This window comes from Mycobacterium sp. MAA66, from assembly GCF_041261665.1.
Lineage (GTDB): Bacteria > Actinomycetota > Actinomycetes > Mycobacteriales > Mycobacteriaceae > Mycobacterium.
This window is the reverse complement of record NZ_JBGCCC010000002.1, coordinates 86711-111472: the sequence shown is the minus strand read 5'-3', so window position 1 is coordinate 111472 and position 24762 is coordinate 86711. Positions and strand designations below refer to the sequence as shown.

21 protein-coding genes are annotated in these 24762 nt (G+C 65.9%); 10 read left to right on the top strand and 11 right to left on the bottom strand.

Annotated elements, in window-relative coordinates; all coding sequences use genetic code 11:
- Window positions 1-31: 31 nt before the first annotated feature.
- Both ABIA30_RS07030 and ABIA30_RS07025 read right to left on the bottom strand, forming a co-directional pair.
- Window positions 32-829 carry a 3-oxo-5-alpha-steroid 4-dehydrogenase gene (locus tag ABIA30_RS07030; RefSeq protein ID WP_370063579.1) on the bottom strand — a complete coding sequence of 266 codons (798 nt, stop codon included), beginning with the start codon at window positions 827-829 and terminating at the stop codon, window positions 32-34.
- Between the two features lie 100 nt (window positions 830-929).
- Window positions 930-1502: a carboxymuconolactone decarboxylase family protein gene (locus ABIA30_RS07025; protein ID WP_370063577.1), complete on the bottom strand. Its 573-nt coding sequence runs from the start codon at window positions 1500-1502 to the stop codon at window positions 930-932.
- A gap of 66 nt (window positions 1503-1568) precedes the next feature.
- On the opposite strand from ABIA30_RS07025, the gene ABIA30_RS07020 reads away from it, so the two are divergent.
- Window positions 1569-2303, top strand: coding sequence for a TetR/AcrR family transcriptional regulator (locus tag ABIA30_RS07020; RefSeq protein ID WP_370063575.1), 735 nt, complete (start codon window positions 1569-1571; stop codon window positions 2301-2303).
- Here ABIA30_RS07020 and ABIA30_RS07015 read toward each other — a convergent pair.
- Window positions 2279-3703 carry an FAD-dependent oxidoreductase gene (locus ABIA30_RS07015; RefSeq protein ID WP_370063573.1) on the bottom strand — a complete coding sequence of 475 codons (1425 nt, stop codon included), beginning with the start codon at window positions 3701-3703 and terminating at the stop codon, window positions 2279-2281. The genes ABIA30_RS07020 and ABIA30_RS07015 overlap by 25 nt on opposite strands.
- Window positions 3703-4695, bottom strand: a complete 993-nt coding sequence (locus ABIA30_RS07010; protein ID WP_370063571.1) for a diiron oxygenase — start codon at window positions 4693-4695, stop codon at window positions 3703-3705. The genes ABIA30_RS07015 and ABIA30_RS07010 overlap by 1 nt, the downstream gene beginning before the upstream one ends.
- Window positions 4696-4840: 145 nt before the next feature.
- Here ABIA30_RS07010 and ABIA30_RS07005 point away from each other — a divergent pair, with 145 nt between their 5' ends.
- Complete coding sequence (locus ABIA30_RS07005; RefSeq protein WP_370063569.1) at window positions 4841-5701, top strand: hypothetical protein; 861 nt, start codon at window positions 4841-4843, stop codon at window positions 5699-5701.
- Window positions 5702-5769: 68 nt separating this feature from the next.
- On the opposite strand, the gene ABIA30_RS07000 is transcribed toward ABIA30_RS07005, so the two are convergent.
- Genes ABIA30_RS07000 through sdhC form a run of 4 tightly spaced genes read right to left on the bottom strand, consistent with a single transcriptional unit; the run spans window position 5770 to window position 9270 of the window.
- Window positions 5770-6555 (bottom strand): succinate dehydrogenase iron-sulfur subunit, encoded by a 786-nt coding sequence (locus ABIA30_RS07000; protein WP_370063567.1) that lies wholly within the window; start codon window positions 6553-6555, stop codon window positions 5770-5772.
- 1 nt (window position 6556) lies between these two features.
- A complete protein-coding gene (gene sdhA, locus ABIA30_RS06995) occupies window positions 6557-8311 on the bottom strand; it encodes a succinate dehydrogenase flavoprotein subunit (RefSeq protein WP_370063565.1) in 1755 nt (584 codons plus the stop codon).
- A 42-nt stretch (window positions 8312-8353) separates the two neighbouring features.
- Entirely contained in the window at window positions 8354-8836 is a 483-nt protein-coding gene (locus ABIA30_RS06990; RefSeq protein ID WP_370063563.1) for a succinate dehydrogenase hydrophobic membrane anchor subunit, read from the bottom strand.
- Window positions 8833-9270 (bottom strand): succinate dehydrogenase, cytochrome b556 subunit, encoded by a 438-nt coding sequence (gene sdhC / locus ABIA30_RS06985; protein ID WP_370063561.1) that lies wholly within the window; start codon window positions 9268-9270, stop codon window positions 8833-8835. Before sdhC ends, ABIA30_RS06990 begins: the two co-directional genes overlap by 4 nt.
- 228 nt (window positions 9271-9498) lie before the next feature.
- Between sdhC and ABIA30_RS06980 the strand changes: the two genes are divergently transcribed.
- Window positions 9499-9891: a cytidine deaminase gene (locus ABIA30_RS06980; protein WP_370063559.1), complete on the top strand. Its 393-nt coding sequence runs from the start codon at window positions 9499-9501 to the stop codon at window positions 9889-9891.
- Between the two features lie 84 nt (window positions 9892-9975).
- A complete protein-coding gene (locus ABIA30_RS06975) occupies window positions 9976-11265 on the top strand; it encodes a thymidine phosphorylase (protein WP_370063557.1) in 1290 nt (429 codons plus the stop codon).
- Window positions 11266-11271: 6 nt separating this feature from the next.
- Here the strand turns inward: ABIA30_RS06975 and ABIA30_RS06970 are convergent, their stop codons facing one another.
- Entirely contained in the window at window positions 11272-12822 is a 1551-nt protein-coding gene (locus tag ABIA30_RS06970) for a hypothetical protein (protein WP_370063555.1), read from the bottom strand.
- Window positions 12823-12964: 142 nt separating this feature from the next.
- Between ABIA30_RS06970 and ABIA30_RS06965 the strand changes: the two genes are divergently transcribed.
- The gene (locus tag ABIA30_RS06965; protein ID WP_370063553.1) at window positions 12965-13570 is read left to right on the top strand and encodes a hypothetical protein; all 606 of its coding nucleotides are present in this window, start codon (window positions 12965-12967) and stop codon (window positions 13568-13570) included.
- Between the two features lie 181 nt (window positions 13571-13751).
- Window positions 13752-14573, top strand: coding sequence for a dienelactone hydrolase family protein (locus ABIA30_RS06960; RefSeq protein WP_370063551.1), 822 nt, complete (start codon window positions 13752-13754; stop codon window positions 14571-14573).
- Here the strand turns inward: ABIA30_RS06960 and ABIA30_RS06955 are convergent.
- On the bottom strand, window positions 14570-15841 hold the full coding sequence (locus ABIA30_RS06955) for a PucR family transcriptional regulator (protein WP_370063549.1): 1272 nt from the start codon (window positions 15839-15841) through the stop codon (window positions 14570-14572). The genes ABIA30_RS06960 and ABIA30_RS06955 overlap by 4 nt on opposite strands.
- A 106-nt stretch (window positions 15842-15947) precedes the next feature.
- Between ABIA30_RS06955 and ABIA30_RS06950 the strand changes: the two genes are divergently transcribed.
- From ABIA30_RS06950 to ABIA30_RS06935, 4 genes are all read left to right on the top strand, one after another.
- Entirely contained in the window at window positions 15948-17408 is a 1461-nt protein-coding gene (locus ABIA30_RS06950; RefSeq protein WP_370063547.1) for a class I adenylate-forming enzyme family protein, read from the top strand.
- Between the two features lie 25 nt (window positions 17409-17433).
- A complete protein-coding gene (locus ABIA30_RS06945) occupies window positions 17434-19203 on the top strand; it encodes a DUF3556 domain-containing protein (protein ID WP_370063545.1) in 1770 nt (589 codons plus the stop codon).
- The gene (locus ABIA30_RS06940) at window positions 19200-20615 is read left to right on the top strand and encodes a phytoene desaturase family protein (RefSeq protein ID WP_370063543.1); all 1416 of its coding nucleotides are present in this window, start codon (window positions 19200-19202) and stop codon (window positions 20613-20615) included. Before ABIA30_RS06945 ends, ABIA30_RS06940 begins: the two co-directional genes overlap by 4 nt.
- 132 nt (window positions 20616-20747) lie before the next feature.
- A complete protein-coding gene (locus ABIA30_RS06935; RefSeq protein WP_370063541.1) occupies window positions 20748-21830 on the top strand; it encodes an adenosine deaminase in 1083 nt (360 codons plus the stop codon).
- On the opposite strand, the gene ABIA30_RS06930 is transcribed toward ABIA30_RS06935, so the two are convergent.
- Entirely contained in the window at window positions 21809-24754 is a 2946-nt protein-coding gene (locus ABIA30_RS06930) for an RND family transporter (RefSeq protein WP_370063539.1), read from the bottom strand. The two genes, ABIA30_RS06935 and ABIA30_RS06930, sit on opposite strands and share 22 nt — an antisense overlap.
- Window positions 24755-24762: the final 8 nt, after the last annotated feature.

Genomic DNA, 24762 nt, shown 5'->3' with positions numbered 1-24762 from the left:
GCGGCCTGATTAGCGGCTCGCCGCTGTGGCCTCACAACACGTAGGGGATCAGCGCCCTGCGGTCGGTGGGGTACTCGGGGAACTTCTCCTGATACCAGCTGTGGGTGCCCAGCGCCCGGGGAACCAGATTGCCGGCGGTGATCAGCAAGATGGCAACGCCGGGCAGTGCCCAGGTCAGCAGCGCGAACCCGGACCAGGCGATCATCTCGCCGAGGTAGGCCGGGCTGGTGATGAACCGGAACCCGCCACCGAACGGGATCCGGTACTCCGCAGACGCGACCCCGGGGCTGCCCTTCTCGCGCAGGTTCCGCACGATCGATTCGGAGTTGACCAGCAGCGCGAATCCGCACAGGTAGACCGCCAACCCCACCAGGAAACGCGGATCGGTCAACCAAGCGGTGGTGTACTGCCCGAAGAAGTCGTGGCTGAACAGGGTTCCGTTGAGGTAGCCGTGCATGGACGTGACGAGCATGCCCATCACGATCACCGAGACGTTGAAGGTGCCGCGCTTGCCGGGGGCCTGGCGGATCGCGAGCGGGAAGAACCAACCTCGGTTGGCGTAGTGCAGCAGCCAGATTCCGGCCAAGACCAGGGACGTCGGCTCGAATCGGTGTGGCCCGGCCAGGTAGCTGATCAAGAACACGACGGTCGCCGGGATCTCCATCAGCCACCAGCCGAGCTTCGGGTTGAGGTTCAAGCCGAGTTTCGTCGTCGAAAAGCGCCCGTACGAGCTCTGCGCGAAGAAGCCGCCGATGATCACGAATGCGGCAAACGCGAAGGCCGCGGTCAGCACGGAATCATAGAACGTGTTGCCGGTGTACCAATGCATGGATGTTTCCTCGGTGAGCAGGTAGTTTCAGCGACCCGGGGCCGCCAGTTCTATAACGTGTTCTACCACTCTGTCGCACCGTGATTCCAGCTCCGCGCGATCACTGAGCCCACGGCACCCGGCAGGTGTCACCCGAACTGAAGCCCTGCTCGGTGATGCCCAGCGCCGCGTACATCCGGGAGCGCATGTTCTCCACGCCGATCTGGTACGTCAGCTCGATGACGCCGTCGTCGCCGAATCGGTGCTTGAGGTCATCCACCTGTTCGTCGGTGATGGTGTGCGGGTCGGTGGTCATCGCGTTGGCATAGGCGATGGCCGCGCGCTCGTCGTCGGAGAAGAGCTCAGAGGTGGCGTAACCGTCTATGTGCTTGAGCCGCTCGGTGTCCAGGCTCTCCAGGCGCATCAGCATGGTGCCGAAGTCGACGCACCACGAGCAGCCGACGGTGCGTGCGGTCCAGAACACCGCGAGGTCACGGACGCTGGCGGGGAGTTTCTTCGATCCGCTCTGCAGCAGCCCCTCGTGTGCCGCGTTGGCCACCAGCAGCCGCGGGTGGTGGGCCGCGACGGCGAAAGGCTCGGGCACCTCGCCGAACTGGCGCTTGGCGTAGCGGTACATCAACCGGGTCAGCAGGCTGGCTTGGTCAGGGGGTACGGGTGCAATTCGGGGTGTCATACCTCTTAGACGAGGCGGCCCGCGGAAGTGTGACAGGGCGTGACGCCCAACGGCTACCGTGGACCCATGTCGGTGGCCACGAACTCAACGTCGATGAGTGGCTACGAGGCGCGATGGGAGCAGCACAACACCGAACGACGGTCTCAGATCCTCTTGGCGATGATCGAGTTGCTGGAGGAGAGCGCGTCGGACGCCGACATCTCGGTCGCGGCGATTGCCAAGCGCGCAGGCGTAGCCAAGTCGGTGATCTACCGACAGACCTCCGGAAAAGAAGAGCTCGAACGGCGGGTTCGGTCATATCTGATCGACGATTTCGGCGGCGTCCTATCGACCAAACTCGACATCACCGACGGTTCACTGCGGGAGATTCTGACGCGCACCATCGAATCAGTCGCCGACTGGATGATCGATCACCCGAGGCTCAACGAATTCGCGCGCAGCGGACCGGCATTCGAGGGCGACCCGACGCTGGACGCGGTGGGCGAGCTGAAACTGCGCATGATCGAACGGGCCGACGGCATCATCGCAGCGATCACCTTGGCGATCGGTGTCGACGACAGCGCGTTCAAGCTGGTTCCGTTGGCCATCGTGACCATGGTCGAGGAGACGTTGTTCACTTGGGTGCGTAGCCCGGCACCTACGCACACCCGCGACGAAATGGTCGCGCACTTGGCTGATTTCGCGTGGTATGTCCTCGACGGAGCCGCACGGGCGATTGGTTTCGAGGTCAGTCGGGACGAACCCTTGACCGCGGTGATTGCCGCGTTGGCGAACCGTCAGGCCAGCAGTCCCGAGTTGTAGTCGCTCACCAGGCTGCGCACGGTCTCCTGTGCGCAGGACTTGTTGGTGCCGATGAAGCCGGTCGACCCGCGTTTGATCCAGCCGGTCACGTAGGTCGCCGGCACACCGCGGACGCGGCCGGCATCGTTGGGAATGGTGCCGTCGTCGAAGGGCAATCCTCCGATCGGCAGCCCGCGATAACCGATCGAGGTCAGCACCAGCCCGGCATTGACGGTGTGCAGCTGCCCGGTCGGCTTCACCCGTGTCGTGCCGTCAGCGGCAGCCACCAATTCGTTGCGGGCGAACTCCACCCCCTGCACGGCCTGGTCACCCAGGATCGCGGTGGGTGACTGCAGATACTCCAACACGATCCGGCGGTTGCCTGTGCGTCGGGGCGCATCCCGCAGAATGCGGGCCCGCGGGTCGGTGGCGGGCAGCGAGGCCAGATCCTCGTCGGCGATGTGCACGTCGACTCCGGGCGTCGACGTCAGACCGATGAGCTCAGGCACGGTGAACGCCGACTGCGCGACCCCACGTCGGCCGACGATCACGACTTCTTCAATCTTGCTCTGCCGCAAGGCGTTCAATGCGTACGGTGCGATCTCGGTGTCCGCCAGCAGATCACCACCCATGGTCAGGATCCGGGCGACATCGAGTGCGACGTTGCCGTTGCCGATGACTACGGCGCGGGACTGGGAGAGATCGAAGGTGTAGCTCGCGAAGTCGGGATGGCCGTTGTACCAGGCCACGAACCGGGTGGCCGAGGTGACGCCCGGCAGGTCGGCTCGGGGAACGTCGAGCGGACGGTCCGCGGACGCGCCGACGGCGTAGATGACCGCGTCGTTGTCGGCGAGCAGCTGCTGGTGAGTGATGTCGGTGCCGACCTCCACCCCGGTGCGCAGTTGCAGCCGCGGGTTCGCGCCGATCGCATCGAACTGGCGGGACACCGCCCGGGTGCGCCGGTGATCGGGCGCCACGCCGAATCGTGCCAGCCCATACGGCTGGGGCAGGCGCTCGAACATCCGGACCCGGGCTGCCGGGATGGTCAGCACCTCGTCGGCGGCGTACATGGCGGCCGGACCGGAACCGACGATGGCTACCCGCAGTTCGCCTGGCGCCCGGACCTGCAGTGGTGGCACTACCGGCGCCAGCAGTGGCCGGGGCCGCGGCTCTTTGTAGAAATCGGCGTTGAGCTCGAGGAAGACCCGCTCGGTCGGGTCCAGCGAACCGTCGTGCTTGATGGCGTCGACCGGGCAGGCCGTCACACATGCGCCGCAGTCGACACATTCCACCGGGTCGATGTACAGCATCTCGGCGGTGTGGAAGTCGGGCTCGTCGGGCGTGGGGTGAATGCAGTTGACCGGACAGGCGTACACGCAGGACGCGTCGCTGCAGCAGGACTGCGTGATGACGTGGGGCATCAGGCGATCAGCTGTGCCTCACGGTTGGGGGCGCTGCGGTAGCGAGCCGTCTCGCCGGCGATGCCGCAGCGCTTCCACATCCAGCGGCCGACACGGTTCATCAGGCCGATCTCCTCGGCCAGCGCGCGGGTCTCGTCGAAGAAGCCGGCCATGATCTTCCGTGAATGCGGGCTGCGCCAGAAGGCTTGCCGCATCACCTCTTCGGGGATGTCGAACTGCTTGCCGAACGACTTCGGCGACGCCATGATCTCGTGCGCCAACCAGCGGAGCGTCAGCGGGAAGGCCACCGTGGCGAAGGCTTTGAACCGCCACGACCGGTCTGCCATGTGGGTCTTGAGGAATTCGTTGGCCCACGAGATGTGCCGGGCCTCCTCGGCGATGTGGATCTGCATGGTGCGCAGCACCGCCGGCGGCAGGTTGGCGCCCTCCCGGATCATGCCCTTCTGGAAGTGATCGATCGGCTCTTCACCGGCGAGGATGCCAGCCATGAAGGCCGTCGGCGAGTACTGGCCGACCAGGCCGATGTACGGCGACAGCCGAAAGAACAGCTTGCGCATGCCGGGCACGTCAGTTCCGGAACGGTTGACCAGCTCCTGGAACATCTGGATGTGGTTGCACTCTTCGGTCATCTCGTGCAGCGCGTACCGGAATTCGGGGGAGTTGTTGGGCAGCTTCATGATGAACGCCATCAGCCCGCGGATCAGGATGCTCTCGAAGGCGGCACCCACCTTGACGGTGTTGAGGGTCCGCCAACGGCCGATCTCGATCTGCCGTGCCAGCGGCTGGCTCTGGTACCACTCGGTGGCGCCCAGCGGGTCGATGTGGGGGGACAGCACCCACCGCGGATCGTGTGGGTCCATCTGCATGTCGGGCGCGTCCCACTCGATGTCCAGATAGGGGTCGAATCGGCGTCGCACGGAGCCTTCGGACAACACGTCCAACAGGTTCTGATAGCTGGGCTCCACAGCGTTGGGGACCGTCATGAGATCCAATTTACCGGGAACGTGGGTCCCAGTAAATACCTAGAGATTTCTCGCCGAACATGAGCTTGTGTGTCAATTCCTTGGCAGCTTTGGCACACAAGGTCATGTTCGGTGCAGATGGAACCGCGGTCGTCGGGGCGGCGTCCAAATACATATGGCAGGTGACTGGCCTTTCCTGGGTTCCGAGGCGCGGGCGGCCGGCGCCGCCAACCGCTATCAACTGAGAACCCACTACGAGCAGGTCCATCGCGACGTTTACGTTCCGCGTGGCGCCGAGCTCACCCCTATCGACAAGGCTGTGGCGGCCTGGTTGTGGTCGGGGCGGCGTGGTGTGGCAGCCGGATTGTCAGCAGCGGCGCTGCATGGATCGCGGTGGATCGGCGACCACGAGCCTGCCGAACTCAATCAAGCCAGCCTGCATGGGGACGCCGGCGTTGTCTTGCACAGCGACCGGCTCGCCGAGGAAGAGATTTGTCTGGTCCGGGGGATTCGGGCCACGACACCCGCCAGGACGGCCTTCGATCTTGGCCGTCGCAAAGGGCAGACCCTCGCCGTTATTCGAGTGGACGCGCTGCTCCAGGCCACCCGGCTGAAACTCCCTGACGTACAGGCACTTGTCGATACCCACAGTGGTGCGCGTGGGTTGGTTCAACTGCGACGAGTACTCGAGTTGGCGGACTACGGCGCCGAATCACCGCAGGAGACCCGCACCAGACTGTTGTTGACGAGTGCGGGGATACGGCCGACGCATACGCAGATCGAGGTATTCGACGGCCGGTACCTGGTGGGACGTATCGACATGGGTTGGCTCGAATGGAAAGTCGGCGTGCAATACGACGGCATCCAACATTGGCAGGACCCACGACAGCGCACTCGCGACATCGACCAGGACGTCGAATATCGGGATCTCGGCTGGCGGATGGTCCGCGTCGGCGCCAACCTGTTGAAGTACCGAGGCCCGACGGTCATAGCCCGTGCCCGCGACGCCTTGCGCGCTGCCGGTGCCCCCTACTAACGAAAATGAGCTTGTGTGCCAAAACCTTGCCGGATTTGGCACACAAGCTCATGTTCGGGGGAGCGGAATTAGCGCGCAAACATCAAGGCGCGCTTGACTTCTTGGATCGCCTTGGTCACCTGGATGCCGCGCGGGCAGGCCTCGGTGCAGTTGAAGGTGGTGCGGCAGCGCCACACACCGTCGACCTCGTTGAGGATGTCGAGGCGCTCGGCGGCCGCCTCGTCACGCGAGTCGAAGATGAACCGGTGCGCGTTGACGATCGCCGCGGGGCCGAAGTACGAGCCCTCGCTCCAGTACACCGGGCAGCTGGTGGTGCAGCAGGCGCACAGGATGCACTTGGTGGTGTCGTCGAAGCGGGCCCGGTCGGTCTGCGACTGGATGCGCTCGCGGGTCGGGGCGTTGCCCGAGGTGATCAGGAACGGCTTGACGGCGCGGTAGGCGTCGAAGAACGGCTCCATGTCCACCACCAGGTCCTTCTCCACGGGCAGGCCGCGGATGGGCTCGATGGTGATGGTCAGGTCCTTGCCGGCCTTCTTCGGCAGCAGGTCGCGCATCAGCACTTTGCAGGCCAGGCGGTTCACCCCGTTGATCCGCATGGCGTCCGAGCCACACACACCGTGTGCGCAGGACCGGCGGAAGGTCAGCGTGCCGTCGAGGTAACCCTTCACGTACAGCAGCAGGTTCAGCAGCCGGTCGCTGGGCAGACACGGCACGCGGAAGCTCTGCCAGCCGGCAGCATCCGGGTTCTCCGGGTTGAACCGGGCGATCTTCAGAGTCACCATCACGGCGCCGTCGGGCACCGGGGGCAGCGGCGGGTCGCCGGCTTCTGGCTTGTCCAACACGGGTGCACTCATGTCAGTACTTCCGTTCCTTCGGCTCGTACCGGGTCTGGACCACTGGCTTGTAGTCCAGCCGGATATCGCTCAACAGATCAGAACCTTCTTTGTAGGCCATGGTGTGGCGCATGTAGTTGACGTCGTCGCGGTTCGGGTAGTCCTCGCGGGCGTGACCGCCACGGGATTCCTTGCGGTTCAGCGCACCGACGACGGTGACCTCGGCCAGCTCCAGCAGGAAGCCCAGCTCGATGGCCTCGAGCAGGTCGCTGTTGTAGCGCTTGCCCTTGTCGTGCACCGTGATTCGCGAGTACCGCTCCTTCAGCGCGTGGATGTCGGTCAGCGCCTGCTTGAGGGTCTCCTCGGTGCGGAACACCGCGGCGTTGTTGTCCATCGACTGCTGCAGCGCGCCGCGGATGTCGGCGACCCGCTCGTTGCCGTGCTCGGAGAGGATGTCGCCCACCCAGCCGTTGACCATGTCGGCCGGGTTGTCCGGCAGGTCGACGTAGTTGTGGTTCTGCGCGTACTCGGCAGCCGCGATGCCGGCGCGGCGACCGAACACGTTGATGTCCAGCAGCGAGTTGGTGCCCAGGCGGTTGGAGCCGTGCACCGAGACGCAGGCGCACTCTCCGGCGGCGTACAGGCCGGGCACCACGTTGACGTTGTCGCGCAGTACCTGACCGTTGATGGTGGTCGGGATGCCGCCCATGACGTAGTGGCAGGTCGGGTAGACAGGCACCAGTTCGGTGACCGGGTCGACGCCCAGGTAGGTGCGGGCGAACTCGGTGATGTCTGGAAGCTTGGCCTCCAGCACGTCGGCGCCCAGGTGCCGCACGTCGATGTACACGTAGTCCTTGTGCGGTCCGGCGCCGCGGCCTTCCAGCACCTCGAGCACCATCGAGCGGGACACGATGTCACGCGGCGCCAGGTCGACGATGGTCGGTGCGTAGCGCTCCATGAAACGCTCGCCCTCGCCGTTGAGCAGACGACCACCCTCGCCGCGGACGGCTTCGGAGATCAGGATGCCCAGGCCGGCCAGGCCTGTCGGGTGGAACTGGTGGAATTCCATGTCCTCCAAGGGAAGTCCCTTGCGGAAGATGATGCCCAGGCCGTCGCCGGTCAGCGTGTGAGCGTTCGACGTGGTCTTGTACATCCGGCCCGACCCGCCAGTGGCGAACACGATCGACTTGGCGTGGAAGATGTGGATGTCACCGGTGGCCAACTCATAAGCGATGACGCCGGTGGCCACCGGCCCGCCCGGGGTCTCGGTGAGGACGACGTCGAGCGCGTAGAACTCGTTGAAGAACTGCACGTCGTGCTTGACGCAGTTTTGGTACAGCGTCTGCAGGATCATGTGACCGGTGCGGTCGGCGGCGTAGCAGGCGCGCCGGACCGGGGCCTTGCCGTGGTCGCGGGTGTGCCCGCCGAACCGGCGCTGGTCGATGCGGCCTTCGGTGGTCCGGTTGAAGGGCATACCCATCTTCTCGAGGTCCAGGACCGCGTCGATGGCTTCCTTGCACATGATCTCGACGGCGTCCTGGTCGGCGAGGTAATCGCCGCCCTTGACGGTGTCGAAGGTGTGCCACTCCCAGTTGTCTTCCTCGACGTTGGCCAGCGCCGCACACATGCCGCCCTGCGCCGCACCGGTGTGCGACCGCGTCGGGTACAGCTTGGTCAGCACTGCGGTGCGAACCCGGGGACCGGATTCGACGGCGGCGCGCATCCCTGCGCCACCGGCACCGACGATGACGACGTCGTAACGATGTTCCTGAATCATCCTGAAGTCCTTTTATCCCGTCGCTTCGCTCGCCCTGGATGCCTATTTGATGTTCGCGTCGAAGGTGACGAGCACGTAGCTGCCCAGCACCAGGGTGAAACCGGTGGCCAGCAGCAGAACCGAGTTCAGCCAGAACTTGGTGGTGTTCTTCCGGGCATAGTCACCGATGATGGTGCGCATGCCGTTGGCGCCGTGGATCAGGGCCAGCCACAGCAGGGCCATGTCCCAGATCTGCCAGAACGGCTGCTTCCAGCGCTCGGCGACGTAGTTGAAGTCGATCCGGTAGACGCCGCCGTCCCAGATCAGGCCGATGAAGATGTGGCCAAGGGCGAGCAGCACCAGCGCGGCGCCGGAGAAGCGCATGAACAGCCAGGCGTACTTCTCGAAGTAGGGGATGCCACGGGGGCGACGGGGGGCCCGGGGGTGATCGAGCGCGGCGGGGCGGTCGTACTCGCGCTCCAAGACCGGCGCCGGCCGGCCCGCGCGGCGCGCCTCGGCGGCGCCAGAATCAGTCGTCGTGCTCACTTGAACCACCCGAAGTGATCAGCCATGTGCATGCCTTCTATCCCCACTGCGGCAATGACCACCGCGATCCAGATGGCCAGGATGGTCCAGAGCATGACCCGCTGATACTTGGGGCCCTGCCGCCAGAAGTCGATCAGGATGACGCGCACGCCGTTGAGGGCGTGGAACAGCAGCGCGGCGACCAGACCCATCTCCATGAGCCCGACCAGCGGCGTCTTGTAGGTGTTGATCACCTCGGTGTAGGCCTCGGGGCTGACCCGGACCAGCGCTGTGTCCAGTACGTGCACCAAGAGGAAGAAGAAGATGGTGGCGCCGGTGATGCGGTGCAGTACCCAGGACCACATGCCGGGGTCGCCGCGATACAGGCTCCGCCGTTTCGGTGGTGATGATCGCGGGGCGGGTATGGCGGAATCCGCAGCTGCCGCAGTACTCATTTCGACCTCCAACGCCGTCGGTGGACGCATGGCTCGGCAGCAACTTTTTCACATGCCGAGCCCAAACCTCGGGGCGACTCTAAACCCAATTGGCGCACAGTCAGAACTAGCGTGTGCGTTGAATGCGGAACAAACGTCAAAAATTAGGTTTGCCTACATTAATTTTCGACGCGCCTCGGTGGCAACGGGCGGCGTTGATTGCGGGTCGGAAGCGGGGTGTCAGCCAACGTGGAAATTGACTGGAAAATATTGCGGGACAAGGCAATTGACGCATCGCGAGGGGCCTATGCGCCCTATTCGCAGTACCCGGTGGGGGCGGCTGCCCTGGTGGACGACGGCCGGATCGTGGTGGGCTGCAATGTGGAGAATGTCTCATATGGCCTGGGTCTCTGTGCCGAGTGCGCTGTGGCGTGTGCCCTACACGTCAGCGGGGGCGGACGGTTGCTCGCGCTGGCGTGTGTGGACGGTGCCGGGCGGGCGCTGATGCCCTGCGGGCGGTGTCGTCAGGTGCTGCTCGAGCACGGCGGCCCGACGATGCTGATCGATCACCCGGCGGGCGCGAAGTCGCTGGCCGACCTATTGCCCGACGCGTTCGGGCCCGATGACCTGAACCGCCGGTAACGCCAAGCGTCACAACAACTCTGGTTACCCGCCAGTAACCAGCGCTACGGGCCCGACTTCCGGCCCGACAGGAGGATTCGATTGATGTCGTTCGACGCCCCGTCCGTGATCCGCGCCAAACGCGATGGCGGCGTGCTGTCCGACGATGCCATCGACTGGGTGATCGACGCCTACACCCGGGGCCAAGTTGCCGACGCTCAGATGTCGGCTCTGCTGATGGCGATCTTCCTGCGCGGCATGACCCCGGCAGAGATCGCCTGCTGGACCGCGGCCATGGTGGCCTCGGGGGAGAGATTCGACTTCACGGATCTGCGCCGGGGCGGTAAGCCGCTGGCACTGGTGGACAAGCACTCCACCGGAGGCGTGGGGGACAAGATCACCATCCCGCTGGTGCCGGTGGTGCTGGCCTGCGGAGGCGCGGTGCCACAGGCCGCCGGACGGGGTCTCGGGCACACCGGCGGCACCCTGGACAAGCTGGAAGCGATCCTCGGATTCACCGCGGAGCTATCGAAAGACCGTATCCGGCAACAGCTTTGCGACGTAGGCGCGGCCATCTTCGCGGCCGGCGACCTGGCGCCGGCCGACCGCAAGATCTATGCGTTGCGTGACGTCACCGGCACCACCGAATCGCTGCCGTTGATCGCGAGTTCGGTGATGAGCAAGAAATTGGCGGAAGGCGCACAGTCGCTGGTGCTCGACGTGAAGGTGGGTCGAGGGGCGTTCCTCAAGACCGAAGTCGAATCGCGTGAACTGGCCCGCACCATGGTCGACCTCGGCAATGCCTACGGTGTGCCGACCCGGGCGCTGCTGACCGACATGAACGAGCCGTTGGGTCGAGCCGTGGGCAACGCCATCGAGGTGGTCGAGTCGATCGAGGTGTTGGCCGGCGGCGGACCCTCCGACGTGGTGGAACTGACGCTGGCCCTGGCCCGCGAGATGCTGGATGCGGCCGGGATCGATGGCGTCGACCCGGCCGACACGCTGCGTGACGGCTCCGCCATGGACCGGTTCCGGGACCTGGTCGCGGCACAGGGCGGGAATCTGTCGGTACCGCTCGCGACGGGGCCACACGTCGAGACCGTGCTGGCCCCGCGGGGCGGCGTCATGGGCGATATCGATGCCATGGCCGTAGCGATGGCAGTGTGGCGACTGGGTGCGGGCCGGGCTCAACCCGGAGACCCGGTGCAGTTTGGCGCCGGGCTCTACATGCACCGTCGCAGTGGTGAACCGGTAGCCGCGGGGGAGACGGTGTTCACTCTGTACACCGAAACCCCCGAGCGGCTGCCGGCAGCCCTGGCCGAACTCGATGGTGGCTGGTCCGTCAGCGACGTTGCGCCACCATCGAGGCCGTTGGTGATCGACCGGATCGGCTAGGCCGGCTTAGGTGCCGTGGGTGCCGGTGCCGCCGCCGGTGCCGTTGGCACCGGCTGTGCCCTTGGGCGCGGTGCCGCCGGTTCCGAGTGCGCCGCCTTGGCCGGGCGTGCCGCCGCCGGAGCCGTTGCCGCCGTTACCACCCGTGCCGCCGTTGCCGCCGGCGCCGCCGTTGCCCTTGGGCGAGCTGCCGCCGTTGCCTGCGGCACCACCGCTGTTGCCGTTGCCGGGGGTGGCTCCGTTGTCGCCGTTGCCGCCGTTACCGCCCAGGCCGCCGTTGCCGCCGGCGCCGCCGTTGCCGGAGCTCGCTCCGCTGGCGCCGCCCGCGCCGCCGATGCCACCCGTACCTCCGTTCGCGGCTGCGTTGCCGACGCCGGAGTTGCCCGAGCCGCTGTCGGCGTTGCCGCCGTTGCCGCCCTTGCCGCCGGTGCCGTTGCCGTTGACGGTGGTGACGCCGTTGGTGGTGACCACCTGACCGCCGGCGCCGCCGGCTCCGCCGTTGCCCCCGTTGCCGCCGGTACCGGTGCCGTTGAAGCTGTAGCCATCACCGCCGTTGCCGCCGTTGCCGGTGCCGTCGGGGATGAGCGTGAATCCGGGGCTTCCCTCCGCTCCGGAGCCGGTGCGTCCGCCGTACCCGCCGTACCCACCGTATCCGCCGATTCCGGAGTTGCCGCCGTTGCCGCCGGCTCCGCCGTTCGGGTTGGCGGCGGTGCCGTTCGCGCCGTTACCGCCGCTGCCGGCCAGGCCGCCGCTGGCGCCGTTGCCGCCGTGGCCGTTCTTGCCGAAGAACACAGAGGAGTACCCGCCGTCGCCGCCGTAGCCGCCAAGGCCGCCGTTTCCGCCGTTCATCCCGGCACCGTTGTTGACGCCGGCCACGCCGTTGCTGCCGTTCACTCCGGCTCCGCCGGCCGCGCCGTTTCCGCCGTTGCCACCCGAGTTGCCCAGGCCGAACTGGCCGGCGCTACCGCCGTAGCCACCGTCACCGCCGTCGCCACCCGTCCCGCCGGGCGTGGTGGCTGCGGCACCGGCACCGCCGTTTCCGCCGTTTCCGCCGACGCTGAAGAAGGAGTACGTGCCGGTCTGGCCGCCGTGGCCGCCGTAACCGCCGTCGCCACCGGGAGTGGTTGCAGCCTTGCCGTCGCCGCCGCGGCCGCCGTTACCCCAGATGAAACCGCCGCCGCCGCCGTTGCCGCCATCGTCGCCCGCAACTGTGGCATCGCCTCCGCGACCGCCGTGACCCAACAGTTCCGCGGTGCCGCCGTTGCCGCCGCCCCAGCCGTTACCGCCGCTGCCGAGCAGGCCGCTACGGCCGCCGTTGCACTTGGTTGCGCACGTCGCCGCCGTGTAGCTGAATCCGTTGCCGATCAAGATGCCGGCGTTGGGATGGGTGGCGGTGCCGTTGCCGATGAAGAACGACACTACCTGGCCCGTGGCGGTGACGATGGTGTGGATCGTGCCGCGGAGGTCGCCGCCGATCGTGTTCAGCATCCCGGTGAACATCGCCAGGGCCTCGGTGGCCGGAGAGGCGCCGGCCGGTACCTGTGTGGAGGCCGCGGACACGGCGCCTGCGGAGGCCCCGGTCGTCGAGGAGAGCGCTGCCAGCGTGGCCGCTGCCGAATGAGCGGTCGGGGACGCCGCGACCGGCTGGGGCGCCGTCGCCGCAGCCGGTTTGGGAGCGGTGGACGGGGCCGAGCCCCCCGGCGTGACCGACGCAGCGGGATTCGCCGGGGACTTGGGTGTCGGCGAGGGTGGCGTCGGCTTGTTCGCGGCTGTCTTGCCGGGTGTGGACGCTGCGGGGCGCACATGCTTGTTCGTCGTCGTGGGCTTCTTGGTGCCGGACGACGGCGTGTCGGTGCCGCTGCCGGTGGCGGCACCGGGGGTGCCAGAGCCCGTGCCGGTGCCCGAGCCAGCACCCGTGCCGGAGCCCGACCCCGTGCCGGCGCCAGCACCCGTGCTGGAGCCGGAACCTGAGCTAGAGCCAGCACCCGTGCCCGAGCCGGAGCTGGACCCGCTGCCGTTGCCAGCCGGAGACGTGGTGGTGTTCGGCTGGGAGTGCTTGTTCGTCTTCGTCTTCGATGACGACGAACTGGACGATCCCGAGCCGGAAGAATCGGAGTGGGACGACGCGGACGATTCGCCGTGCCCCGTGCTTGCCGATGCAGCGCTGGCCGGAGCGAGCAGTGCCGCACCTAGACCGACCGCTGCTGCACCCGTGCCCAACCAACCTGACACCGCCAACGCTCGACTATCGCGCTGTTTCCGGTGTGCTCCTGCCATGAATGACCCCTGTGGACTCAAGTGTTATTGACGTGACCGACGGTTGTATCGCCACGTTATTTACGCATACGACACCCGCCTGGTAGGTCAACACGAGGAAATTCACAGGAATTAGCTCTGTCGGAAAAGGGTCGACGTGCACTTTCGGGCCGCGGCCCGGTGCGCCGGGCGATACGTGGCCGCGCGGCGGGTACCCGGCTATGGTCTGTCCCATGGCCGACGAAGACCTCAACGACTTCGAGCGCACCGACTTCACTTACGAGGGCACGAGCCGCACGGTTTACCGACTCGGTACCGGCCCGGCCGTCATCGTGATCGCTGAGATGCCGGGAATCACCCCGAAGGTGCTCGACTTTGCCCGCAAGGTGGCAGGCATCGGCTGTACCGCGGTCCTGCCGCACCTCTTCGGTGTGCCCGGCCGGGATCCGAATCCGGAGGTGCGCGGCGCCGCGGGGACCGCCAGGTACCTGGCGAGCTCGATGATTCCCGCCTGTATCAGCAAGGAATTCACCGTGCTGGCCACCGGAAAGACCTCCCCGGTGGTGGACTGGCTGCGCGCACTGGCCCGGGCCGAGCACGAGCGGTGCGGTGGGCCGGGTGTCGGTGCGGTCGGGATGTGCTTCACCGGCGGCTATGCCCTCGCGATGGCCACCGACGACGTCATTCTGGCGCCGGTGCTCTCGCAGCCGTCGATGCCGGCGCCGCTGACCAACAAGCAGAAGCACAATATCGACATCTCGCCGGCAGACCTGGAGATCGTCAAGGGACGATGCGCCCGCGGACTCAATGTTCTCGGAATGCGGTTCAAGAGCGACAAGTTCGTGCCCGCCGAGCGTTTCGAGTTCCTGCGTGAGCAGCTCGGCGACGCGTTCATCGCCGTCGAACTCGATGACGCGGACGCCAACCCCGACGCCACCCTGCCGCCGCACTCGGTGCTCACCGAGCACCTGATCGACGAGCCGGGACAGCGCACCCGGGCCGCTCTGGACCAGGTGCTGGAGCTGTTCCGGACGCAGTTGTTGGTGGTTGCCTAAACGTCGTCGGCGAGCAGGACCTCGGCGCCGTACCAATGGCACAGCAACAGCGCCATCTCGATGTCCAGCCGGTCATCGACGATCGGGCGGCCCCGGCGTTCCAGCGCGCGGCCGACGCGATACTTCACCGTGTTGAAGTGCACTATCAACTCATCTGCGGCGGCGGTGTAGCTGCCGCCGTGGCGTAGGAAAACACGTAAGGTTTCGCGTAGGCGGGCGTCGTTGGTGCTGGGCCCGGCCAGCGGGCCCAGTGTCATGTGAACGAATTCCCTTGCATCGTCGTGGTTTTCACCCAACAGAGCGGCCGCTGAAAATCCGGGGGCGGCGGCCGAGGTGACGCCGTGAAGATTGGCGGTGACGGCAACGCTGTGCGCGCGGAGGGCCTGTCGGTGTGAACGGCGGAAGCCGTCGACGCCGGGTAGCGGGATGCCGACCGCGACGTCTGGTGCGTCCTTGCGTGAGGCGACGAACTGCCGGATCTGTTCGCCCGCGCCCGCTGCCGTTGCGCTGGACAACGGCAGCCATCCCCACCCGCTCCGCTGATCGGCCGCCTGGAACAGTGGACTACCTTGCGTCCCAACATGTTCGGACAACGCCCGCAAGAACTGTTCGAGCGTGGCCAGCGCATCGTCGTGCTCGGTGTCCGGTCCAGCTTCCGGCCGCCACCACAGCACCAGGGCCAGATGTTGCCGGCGCATCGGGTAGTGGATCGCCGCGGTCACCGCGTCCGGGTCGGAATCGTTGCCGGACAACACCTCCCGCACCCGAAGTGCCCGGGTGCTGTTGCGGTTGGTCAACCAGCGGTCGCGTTCGTCCTCATAGACCACGACGACCGCCTGTGAGATCCAGTCGATGTACCGGAAGGTCACCGACGTCATCCGTTCCAGCGCGACCAGGCTGACTTGCGGGGACAGGCCGGCATTGTTGATCTCTTCGCCGGCCACATCGAGTACCAGGGCATGTCCGATCCGGTACGCCCGGACCAATGCGTTCATCGGCACCCCGCGTTGCGCCAGCCGGCGGGCGTATTCCAAGGCGGCGGTCGGCGCTTCGATGTTGTCCAGAGATATATCGTGCCGAAGCGCGTGAAAGATGGTGTCGATGTTTCCGGCGACGCTGGCGCCGAGTAGTTCGATGATCTCGGGATCGCCACGAAGTTCGGTGATATCAGTGGCCAGGCGGTGTTGTACGGAGCGGGTCACCTCGGTCTGGCGGCCGATGAGACGCGCCATGACCAGAGCATTGGCCTCGCTGAGCGCGGGATCCATGCCCCGACTGTAAGGCCGCGTTTTGTCGTTTGGGAACAAATCGCCGAACCAAGTTGGTGGGCCAACAACGGAGTGTTGCACGCCACAGAGTTCCTAGTCTTGTGACATGAACCTCGCCACCCTGCCCGACCGCCGCGCCGCCGCGGCACCGCATGCTCCTGCCGTCGCCGACGACCACGCCGACCTCGACAACGCCGCCTTCCTGACCGCAGTGAGGCAAGCCGCCGGCGCCCTGTACCAACGTGGTGTGCGGGCCGGCGATGTCGTCGGAATCATGCTGCCGAACCGGGCGGCCTTCGTGGTCGCGCTGTTTGCCACCTGGCGGCTCGGCGCCGTCGCGACACCCATCAGCCCCACGCTGGTGCCCGCAGAGGTCGGCTACCAGGTAGCCGATGCCGGCGCTGTTGTCCTCGTCGTAGACCGCGACACCGAGGCCGATGTCACGGTTCTGCACGTCGACGACTTGGACGGCGAGCCGCGGGCCGCAGAACCGGTCGTCGCCCGCAATGATGATCTGGCCCTGCTGATCTACACCAGCGGCACCACCGGTCGGCCCAAGGGCGTGATGCTGGATCACGGCAACGTCGATGCCATGTGTGCCATGGTGATTGAGGGCTTTGAACTCACCGAGGCCGATCACAGCTTGCTGATCCTGCCGCTGTTCCACGTCAACGGGATCGTGGTCAGTGTCCTGTCTCCGCTGATCGCCGGCGGACGGACCACCATCGCGGGCCGGTTCAACCCGGCCACCTTCTTCGAGCGTCTGGAAGCCAGCCGCGCCACCTACTTCTCAGCGGTGCCGACCATCTACACCATGCTGCTCGGCCTGCCGCTGCAGGTGCAGCCCGACACGTCCGCGGTGCGGTTCGCGGTGTGCGGTGCGGCGCCGGCCAGCGTTGAACTGCTGGAGGGATTCGAAAAGCGTTACGGCATCGCCCTTGTCGAAGGCTACGGGCTGTCCGAAGGGTCGTGTGCCAGCACCGGCAACCCGTTGAACGGTCCCCGCAAAGTGGGCACGGTCGGAATTCCGTTGCCGGGTCAGCAGATTCGCATCATCGATGTGGCCGGCGTCGAGGTGCCGCCCGGTGAGCTCGGCGAGGTGGTGATCAAGGGCCCCAACGTGATGCGCGGCTACCTGAACCGACCGGAAGAGACCCAGAAGACCCTGAAAGACGGCTGGCTGCATACCGGTGATATCGGTCGCTTCGACGAGGACGGCTACCTGGTCCTGGTCGACCGGGCCAAGGACATGATCATCCGCGGCGGGGAGAACATCTACCCCAAGGAGATCGAGACCGTGGTCTACCAGCTGCCCGGGGTCGCCGAGGCGGCCGTGGTCGGCAGGGCCAGTGGACTCTATGGCGAGGAACCTGTGCTCTTCGTCTCGGCGCAGCCCGGTATCGACCTGGACACCGAGAACATCGCCGTACATCTGCGGGCCTCACTGTCGAAATACAAACTGCCCGTGGATATCACGTTGCTCGAAGCGCTGCCGAAGAACCCCGTCGGCAAGATCGACAAACCGTCATTGCGGAAAAACCTCTCGACCACCGAACCGCGAATCTAGCCTGATACCAGCAAAGGAGCTCGTCATGGGATTCATCAAGCCGACCCTGCCAAAAGTCGATCTGGAAGAGTTTCTACGGATGCCGCTGATGGAGCGCATCCGGATCATGTCCCTGAAATGGGTGGACGAAGGTTACGGCGCACCGCGCATGATCCATGTCCTCTACATCTTCAAACTCGTGTTCTTCTACGCCCTGGGCGGCGTGGTCATTGCCACCGCGACCTCGCATCTGCCGGCGTTCTGGCATGTGTCGCAATGGTGGAACCAGCCGATCGTGTACCAAAAGGTCATCCTGTGGACCATCTTGCTTGAGCTCATCGGGCTGGCTGGATCGTGGGGACCGCTCGCCGGCAAGACCAAGCCGATGACAGGTGGCTACCGGTTCTGGGCGCGCCCGGGCACCATCCGGTTGCGGCCATGGAAGGCGGTGCCTTTCACGGGCGGCGACCGGCGAACCTGGTTCGACGTCGTGGTGTATCTCGCGCTGATGGTCAGCGTGGTGATCGCGATGGTGATGCCCGGCGTGCACAACGATTCACTGTCGAAGGTATTGCCGTACAACACTTCCGGCTTGGTGAGCCCGTGCCTGTTCATCGTGCCGATGGTACTGCTCGTGCTGATCGGCCTGCGGGACAAGACGATTTTCCTGGCGGCCCGCGGGGAGCAGTACCTGCCCGCACTGCTGTTCTTCTCCACGCTGCCGTTCGTCAACATGATCATCGCCGGCAAGCTGCTGATCGGCACGGTGTGGATCTGGGCCGGCATCTCGAAGTTCGGTCTGCACTTCACCAACGTCATCCCGCCGATGGTGAGCAACAGCCCGGCGATCCCGCTGCGGTGGCTCAAGCGGGCCCACTACCGCAACTTCCCCGACGACCTGCGTCCGTCGCACCTGGCCACGTTCATGGCGCACGGTCCCGGCAGTTTCGTCGAAATCGTTGCGCCGCTGGCACTTCTGTTATCGCCGTGGCCTTGGCTGACGATCGCCGCCGCCGTGGTCATGGTCGGCTTCCACCTGTTCATCATCTCCACGTTCCCGCTGGCGGTGCCGGTGGAGTGGAACGTGTTGTTCGCCTACGTCACCATCTTCTTGTTCATCGGATTCCCGAACTGGGACGGCTACGCCGTGTGGGACATGACGCCGGGATGGCTGGCGCTGGTGATCGCGGCGGCGCTGTGCTTCTTCCCGGTGCTGGGCAACTTCCGTCCCGACCTGGTGTCCTTCCTGCCGGCCATGCGCCAGTACGCCGGCAACTGGGCGTCCGCGGTGTGGACATTCACCCCGGGGGCGGAGGAGAAGCTCAATCGGGTGACCCGGTCGTCGCCCAACTCGAAGGACCAGTACGTCGACTTCGGCTGGGATCCGGTGACGGCCGAGGTGTTCACCCAGCAGGTGACGGCGTGGCGGGCCATGCACAGCCAGGGGCGCGGCTTGTACTCGGTGCTGCTGAAATGCTTGCCCGATATCGATACTCGAACGGTGCGCGAGGGAGAGATGTCCTGCAATACCATCATCGGGTTCAACTTCGGTGACGGCCACCTGCACAACGAGGACCTGATCCGCGCCATCCAATCGGAGGCGCAGTTCGAGCCGGGCGAGTTCGTGATCGCCTGGGTGGAATCGCAGCCGATCCACAAGAAGACCCAGGAGTACAAGGTGATCGACGCGGCACTGGGCGTCATCGAACGCGGCACCTGGAATGTGGCGGACCTGGTCAACGAGCAACCGTGGCTGCCCAACGGTCCGATCGCGCTGAACGTCACGTGGCAGCGTGCAGGGGTCAGCCACCAATGAATACCGCGGTTGTGGTCGGCGCCGGGCCCAACGGGCTCGCCGCCGCCATCGCCCTTGCCGCCCAGGGTGTCGAGGTCACAGTGCTGGAGGTCGCCGACCGGATCGGCGGCGGCATTCGCTCCAGCGAGAGCATCATCCCGGGTCTGGTGTTCGACCACTGCGCAGCCATCCACGTGATGCCCGCCGGTTCGAAGTTCATCAAAGAACTCGGCCTGGATCACTATGGCCTGCAATGGAAGTGGGCCGAGATCGACTGTGTCCACCCGCTCGACGACGGCAGTGCCGGGGCGCTGTACCGCTCGGTGGAGACCACTGCAGCCGGCCTCGGAGTGGACGGATCTCGGTGGGAGATGCTGTTCGGCGGACCGTCGCGGAACTTCGACAAACTGTCCGACGACATCATGGGACCGCTGCTGCGAGTGCCGAAACATCCGTTCGGTCTGGCCCGGTTCGGGGCGCCGACGGTGTTGCCTGCCGCGGTCACCGCTCGCGTCTTCCGCACGTCGCAGGCCCGTGCGCTGTTCGGAGGTGTTGCGGCACACACCTTTCAGCCGCTGCACCGCCCGCTCACCTCGGCGATCGGGCTGGGCATCATCACGGCCGGTCACGCCAACGGATGGCCGGTGGCCGCCGGGGGATCGCAGTCGATCACCGACGCCTTCGAAGCACTGTTGACCGAGCTGGGCGGCAAGATCGAAACGGGCGTGCGAGTCACCTCTGCGTCCCAATTGCCGCCCGCTGATATCACGATTTTCGATCTGTCTCCGACGGCCATCGCCGGCATCCTCGGGGACCGGCTGCCCTCCCGGGTGGCCCGCGCGTTCCGCCGATTCCGTTATGGCCCCGGTGCTTTCAAGGTCGACTTCGCCGTGGAGGGTGAGGTGCCGTGGACCAACGGCGCAGCGCGCCGCGCGGGCACGGTTCATCTCGGAGGGGACTTCGCCGAGCTTGCCGCCACCGAGCGGGACATCCACGCGGGCCGGATGCCGGACCGTCCGTTCGTGCTGGCGTTCCAGCAGTACCTCGCCGATCCGGAGCGCTCCGTCGGCAACGTCCATCCCGTCTCCGCATACGCGCATGTGCCCAACGGTTACGCGGGTGATGCCACCGAAGCGATGATCAGCCAGATCGAACGGTTCGCCCCCGGTTTCCGGGATCGTATCGTCGGGCAGGTGGTGCGGTCCACCACGGAGATGTCGGTCTACAACGCCAATTACGTGGGTGGGGACATCAACACCGGGGCCAAGGACATCAGGCAGCTGGTGTTCGGTCCGCGAACCACATTGTCGCCCTACACCATTGGTGTTCCGGGTATGTACATCTGCTCGGCAGCCACCCCGCCGGGACCCGGAGCCCACGGGATGGGCGGGGCGAACGCCGCTGCCCACGCGCTGGCTCACCTGCGCAGGTAATCGCGAGTCTGTCATCAGCTGCACGGCACGTGCCAGCGGCAGAGCCCATACGGCATTCGCGGCGGACCCACGCCGACGACGGCGAAGCTGACATTCCCACCGAACTCGTGCATCCGGCGGCAAGATGGACGTATGACTCTGACGTTGGCGCAGATCCGGCAGGCACCCAAGGCGTTGTTGCACGATCACCTCGACGGGGGTCTGCGTCCGGCCACGGTAATCGAGTTGGCCGAGCAGACCGGCTATACCGAGCTACCCACTCATGACGTCGATGAGCTGGCGAGATGGTTCCGCACCCAAGCGCACAGCGGGTCGCTGGTGCGCTACCTGGAACCGTTCGCGCACACCGTCGGGGTCATGCAGACCCCTGAGGCGCTGCACCGCGTCGCCTACGAAGCTGTTGAAGATCTGGCCTCAGACAACGTGGTGTACGCGGAGGTGCGGTTCGCCCCCGAGTTGCACATCGCCGATGGGCTGAGCCTGGACGAAGTGGTCGACGCAGTGCTGGCCGGATTCGCCGACGGCGAGAAGGCTGCCGCCGCGGCCGGTCAGCCCGCAACGGTGCGCTGCCTGGTGACGGCGATGCGGCACGCTGCGCGGTCCCGCGAGATCGCCGAGCTGGCCATCCGGTTCCGGGACAGGGGAGTGGTCGGCTTCGACATCGCCGGAGCCGAGGCCGGCTATCCGCCCACGCGGCATTTGGACGCGTTCGAGTACATGCGAAACAACAATGCCCGCTTCACTATTCATGCCGGCGAGGCGTTCGGATTGCCGTCCATCCATGAGGCCATCGCGTTCTGCGGCGCTGACCGACTGGGTCACGGGGTCCGGATAGTCGACGACATCGAGGACCGGCCGGGCGGTACCGCGCGACTGGGACGGGTGGCAAACATCGTGCGGGACAAGCGGATTCCGTTGGAGATGTGCCCGAGCAGCAATGTGCAGACCGGTGCTGCGCCGAGCATCGCTGAGCACCCGTTCGACCGGCTGGCCCGGCTGCGGTTCCGGGTCACGGTCAACACCGACAACCGCCTGATGAGCGACACCACCATGACCAACGAAATGGCCCTGCTGGTGGAGCAGTTCGGTTACGGCTGGACCGACTTGCAGCGATTCACCATCAACGCGATGAAGTCGGCGTTCATTCCGTTCGATGAGCGGCTCGCGATCATCGATGACGTCATCAAGCCCCGCTACGCGGTGCTCGTCGGGTAGGGCGAGGTCGGTTCGTCGCCGGAGCCGGCGTGGGCTGGCTCCGGTTCGTTTTGTTGTTGGTAGGTCTTGGGCACGAACTTCTTTGTGGTGTAGTCGCCGCGCGGGTAGACCACCTGCGGCCACCAGAACCAGCGGCCCAGCAGTACGGCGATCGATGGCATCAGCAGTGAGCGCACGACCAGGGTGTCCAGGATCAGACCGATGGCGATGGTCGAACCCATCTGGGCGATGACGCGCAGGCTGGAGCCCATCATGGCGGCCATGGTGAAGGCGAACACCATGCCGGCGGCGGTCACCACGCCACCGGAGCCGGCCATGGCGCGCAGGTATCCGGTCTTGAGTCCTTCGTGGATTTCTTCTTTGAATCGGGAGACCAGCAGCAGGTTGTAGTCCGAGCCGACGGCCAACAGGATGATGACCGACATCAGCATGACCAGCCAGTGCACGCGGATGCCGAACATGTCCTGCCAGATCAGCACCGACATGCCGCAGGAGGCGGCGATCGAGCTGCTGGCGGTGCCGACGATCACCAGTGCGGCGACCAGGGAGCGGGTCAGGATCAGCATGATCATGAAGATCAGCGTGAGTGCGGAGACCACGACGATCATCAAGTCCCACTTGGCGCCGTCGGCCATGTCGCGGTAGGTCGCGGCGGTGCCGCCGAGGAACACCTTGGCGCTGGACAGTGAGGTCTGCTTGAGGCCTTCTTGGGCGGCGCTGCGTTCGGAGCTGACCCGGTCGATGCCCTCGGGGGTCATCGGGTCACCTTCGTGGGTGATGAAGAACCGCGCGGACTTGCCGTCGGGGGACAGGAACATCTTGAGGCCGCGTTCGAATTCGGGGTTCTGGAACGCTTCGGGTGGCAGGTAGAACAGGTCACCGTTTTTGGCGGTGTCGAAGCTCTGTCCCATGACGATGGCGGTGTCGTTCATCGCCTTGTTCTGGTCCTGCAGTGCCCCCATGGTGGCGTACGTCGAGAGCATCATGTTGCGGGTGGTGCGCATGACGTGGATGGTCGGCGGCAGCACGGCAGCCATCTGCGGCATGAGCAAGGCCAGCTGCCCGATGTCGCGGTTGAGGTTCTCGATGTCGTCGCCGAGCGCGTCGATGCCGTCGATGGTGTCGAAGACGCCGCGCACCGACCAGCACATCGGGATGTCGAAGCAGTGCGGTTCCCAGTACAGGTAGTTGCGGATGGGCCGGAAGAAGTCATCGAAGTCGGCGATGGACTGGCGCATGTTGTTGACGTGGATGACGGTCTGGCCGGTGTCCAGGCTGGTCTGTTGGGTGGTGGCGATCACTTTGAGCATGACGTCGTACATGTGTTGCATGTCGTCGGCCATGGTCTGCATGTCGTCGGCCATCTTGCGCATGTTGCCGATGGTGATCATCTGGAACGGGTACTGCTGCATCTGGGTCTGGCCGCTCATGCCCTGCTGGAAGGGGATGGAGCTGTGCTGGATCGGGATGCCCAGGGGCCGGGTGATGTCCTGGACCATGGCGATGCCGGGGGTGTTGAGGATGTTGCGGGCGACGCGGTCGAGTACCAGCATGTCGGCGGGGTTGCGCATGTCGTGCTCGGCGTTGACCATCAGGATGTCCGGGTTCATCCGGGCCTGCGAGAAGTGCCGGTCAGAAGCCGCGTAGCCCTGGTTGGCCGGGGCGTCGGTGGGCATGTAGAAGCGGTCGTTGTAGTAGGGCTTGTAGCCGGGCAGGGTGACCATGCCGATCAGCACCGCAAAGGCACTGCCGACCAGGATCGGGGCCGGCCAGCGCACCACCGCGGTGCCGACCTTGCGCCAGAATTTGCCGGGCGGGCGCTTGGATTCGTACCGGCCGGCCAGGCTGCCCAGGTAGAGCACGGCGGGCTGCAGGGTGACGGCGGCGATGACCACCACCAGCATGCCGATGGCCACCGGCAGACCCATCGTGGAGAAGTACGGCAGCCGGGCGAAGCTCAGGCAGTACACCGCGCCGGCGATGGTCAGGCCCGAGCCCACCACGACCGGGGTCACTGAGTGGTAGGTGGTGTAGTACGCCTGCTCGCGGTCCTCGCCGGCGTGGCGGGCTTCCTTGTACCGACCGAACAGGAATATGCCGTAGTCGGTGGCCGCGGCGATGCCCAGCATGGTCAGGATGTTCGAGGCGAAGGTGGTCAGGCCGAACCAGTTCGCGTTGCCCGCCGCGGCGACCACGCCACGCGCGGCGCCCAGACCGACGAAGGTCAGGAACAGCTGCACCAGGGTGGTGACGATCGAGCGGTAGACGACCAGCAGCATGATGGCGATCGCGCCGAGGGTGAAGAAGGTGATCTTCATCAGGCTGGCGTTGCCGATGACGTGCATGTCGTCGGTCAGGGCGGCCGGGCCGGTCACGTAGGCCTTCACCCCGGCCGGCGCGTGCGAGTGGGCGACCACCTCGCGCACGGCCTCGACCGAGTCGTTGGCTTCGGTGGTGCCCTGGTCACCGGCCAGGTAGACCATGACGTAGGCGGCCTTGGCGTCGGCGCTCTGGGCGCCGGCGGCGGTCAGCGGATCTCCCCAGAAGTCCTGGACGTGCTGGATCTGCTTGGGGTCCTTGAGCAGTTCGCGGATGATCTCGTCGTAGTAGTGGTGCGCCTGGTCGTCGAGTTTGTTCTGGCCCTCGATGACGATCATCACCGTGCTGTTGGAGTCGAACTCGTGGAAGTTCTCACCCATCAGCTTCATCGCGATCATCGACGGCGCGTCGTGGGGCGCCATCGGCGCCGAGTGGGTCTCGCCGACCTTTTCCAGGGACGGCACCGCGACGCTGATGAACACGGTGAAGATGAGCCAGAACAGGACGATCGGCACCGACAGGATGCGGATCATGTGCGGCACGATCGGCCGCTTGATGTTGCCGTGCTCGTCGTACTTGACCGGCTTGGGTCCGCCGTGGCTCATGCGCGGTC

Coding starts and splice junctions, on each gene's coding strand:
- ABIA30_RS07020 (WP_370063575.1), top strand. CDS start 1,569: ATGTCGGTGGCCACGAACTCAACGTCGATGAGTGGCTACGAGGCGCGA.
- ABIA30_RS06950 (WP_370063547.1), top strand. CDS start 15,948: ATGAACCTCGCCACCCTGCCCGACCGCCGCGCCGCCGCGGCACCGCAT.
- ABIA30_RS06935 (WP_370063541.1), top strand. CDS start 20,748: ATGACTCTGACGTTGGCGCAGATCCGGCAGGCACCCAAGGCGTTGTTG.
- ABIA30_RS06940 (WP_370063543.1), top strand. CDS start 19,200: ATGAATACCGCGGTTGTGGTCGGCGCCGGGCCCAACGGGCTCGCCGCC.
- ABIA30_RS07030 (WP_370063579.1), bottom strand. CDS start 829: ATGCATTGGTACACCGGCAACACGTTCTATGATTCCGTGCTGACCGCG.
- ABIA30_RS06930 (WP_370063539.1), bottom strand. CDS start 24,754: ATGAGCCACGGCGGACCCAAGCCGGTCAAGTACGACGAGCACGGCAAC.
- ABIA30_RS06955 (WP_370063549.1), bottom strand. CDS start 15,841: ATGGATCCCGCGCTCAGCGAGGCCAATGCTCTGGTCATGGCGCGTCTC.
- sdhC (WP_370063561.1), bottom strand. CDS start 9,270: ATGAGTACTGCGGCAGCTGCGGATTCCGCCATACCCGCCCCGCGATCA.
- ABIA30_RS07000 (WP_370063567.1), bottom strand. CDS start 6,555: ATGAGTGCACCCGTGTTGGACAAGCCAGAAGCCGGCGACCCGCCGCTG.
- ABIA30_RS07025 (WP_370063577.1), bottom strand. CDS start 1,502: ATGACACCCCGAATTGCACCCGTACCCCCTGACCAAGCCAGCCTGCTG.
- ABIA30_RS06945 (WP_370063545.1), top strand. CDS start 17,434: ATGGGATTCATCAAGCCGACCCTGCCAAAAGTCGATCTGGAAGAGTTT.
- ABIA30_RS06975 (WP_370063557.1), top strand. CDS start 9,976: ATGTCGTTCGACGCCCCGTCCGTGATCCGCGCCAAACGCGATGGCGGC.
- ABIA30_RS07015 (WP_370063573.1), bottom strand. CDS start 3,703: ATGCCCCACGTCATCACGCAGTCCTGCTGCAGCGACGCGTCCTGCGTG.
- ABIA30_RS06960 (WP_370063551.1), top strand. CDS start 13,752: ATGGCCGACGAAGACCTCAACGACTTCGAGCGCACCGACTTCACTTAC.
- sdhA (WP_370063565.1), bottom strand. CDS start 8,311: ATGATTCAGGAACATCGTTACGACGTCGTCATCGTCGGTGCCGGTGGC.
- ABIA30_RS07005 (WP_370063569.1), top strand. CDS start 4,841: ATGGCAGGTGACTGGCCTTTCCTGGGTTCCGAGGCGCGGGCGGCCGGC.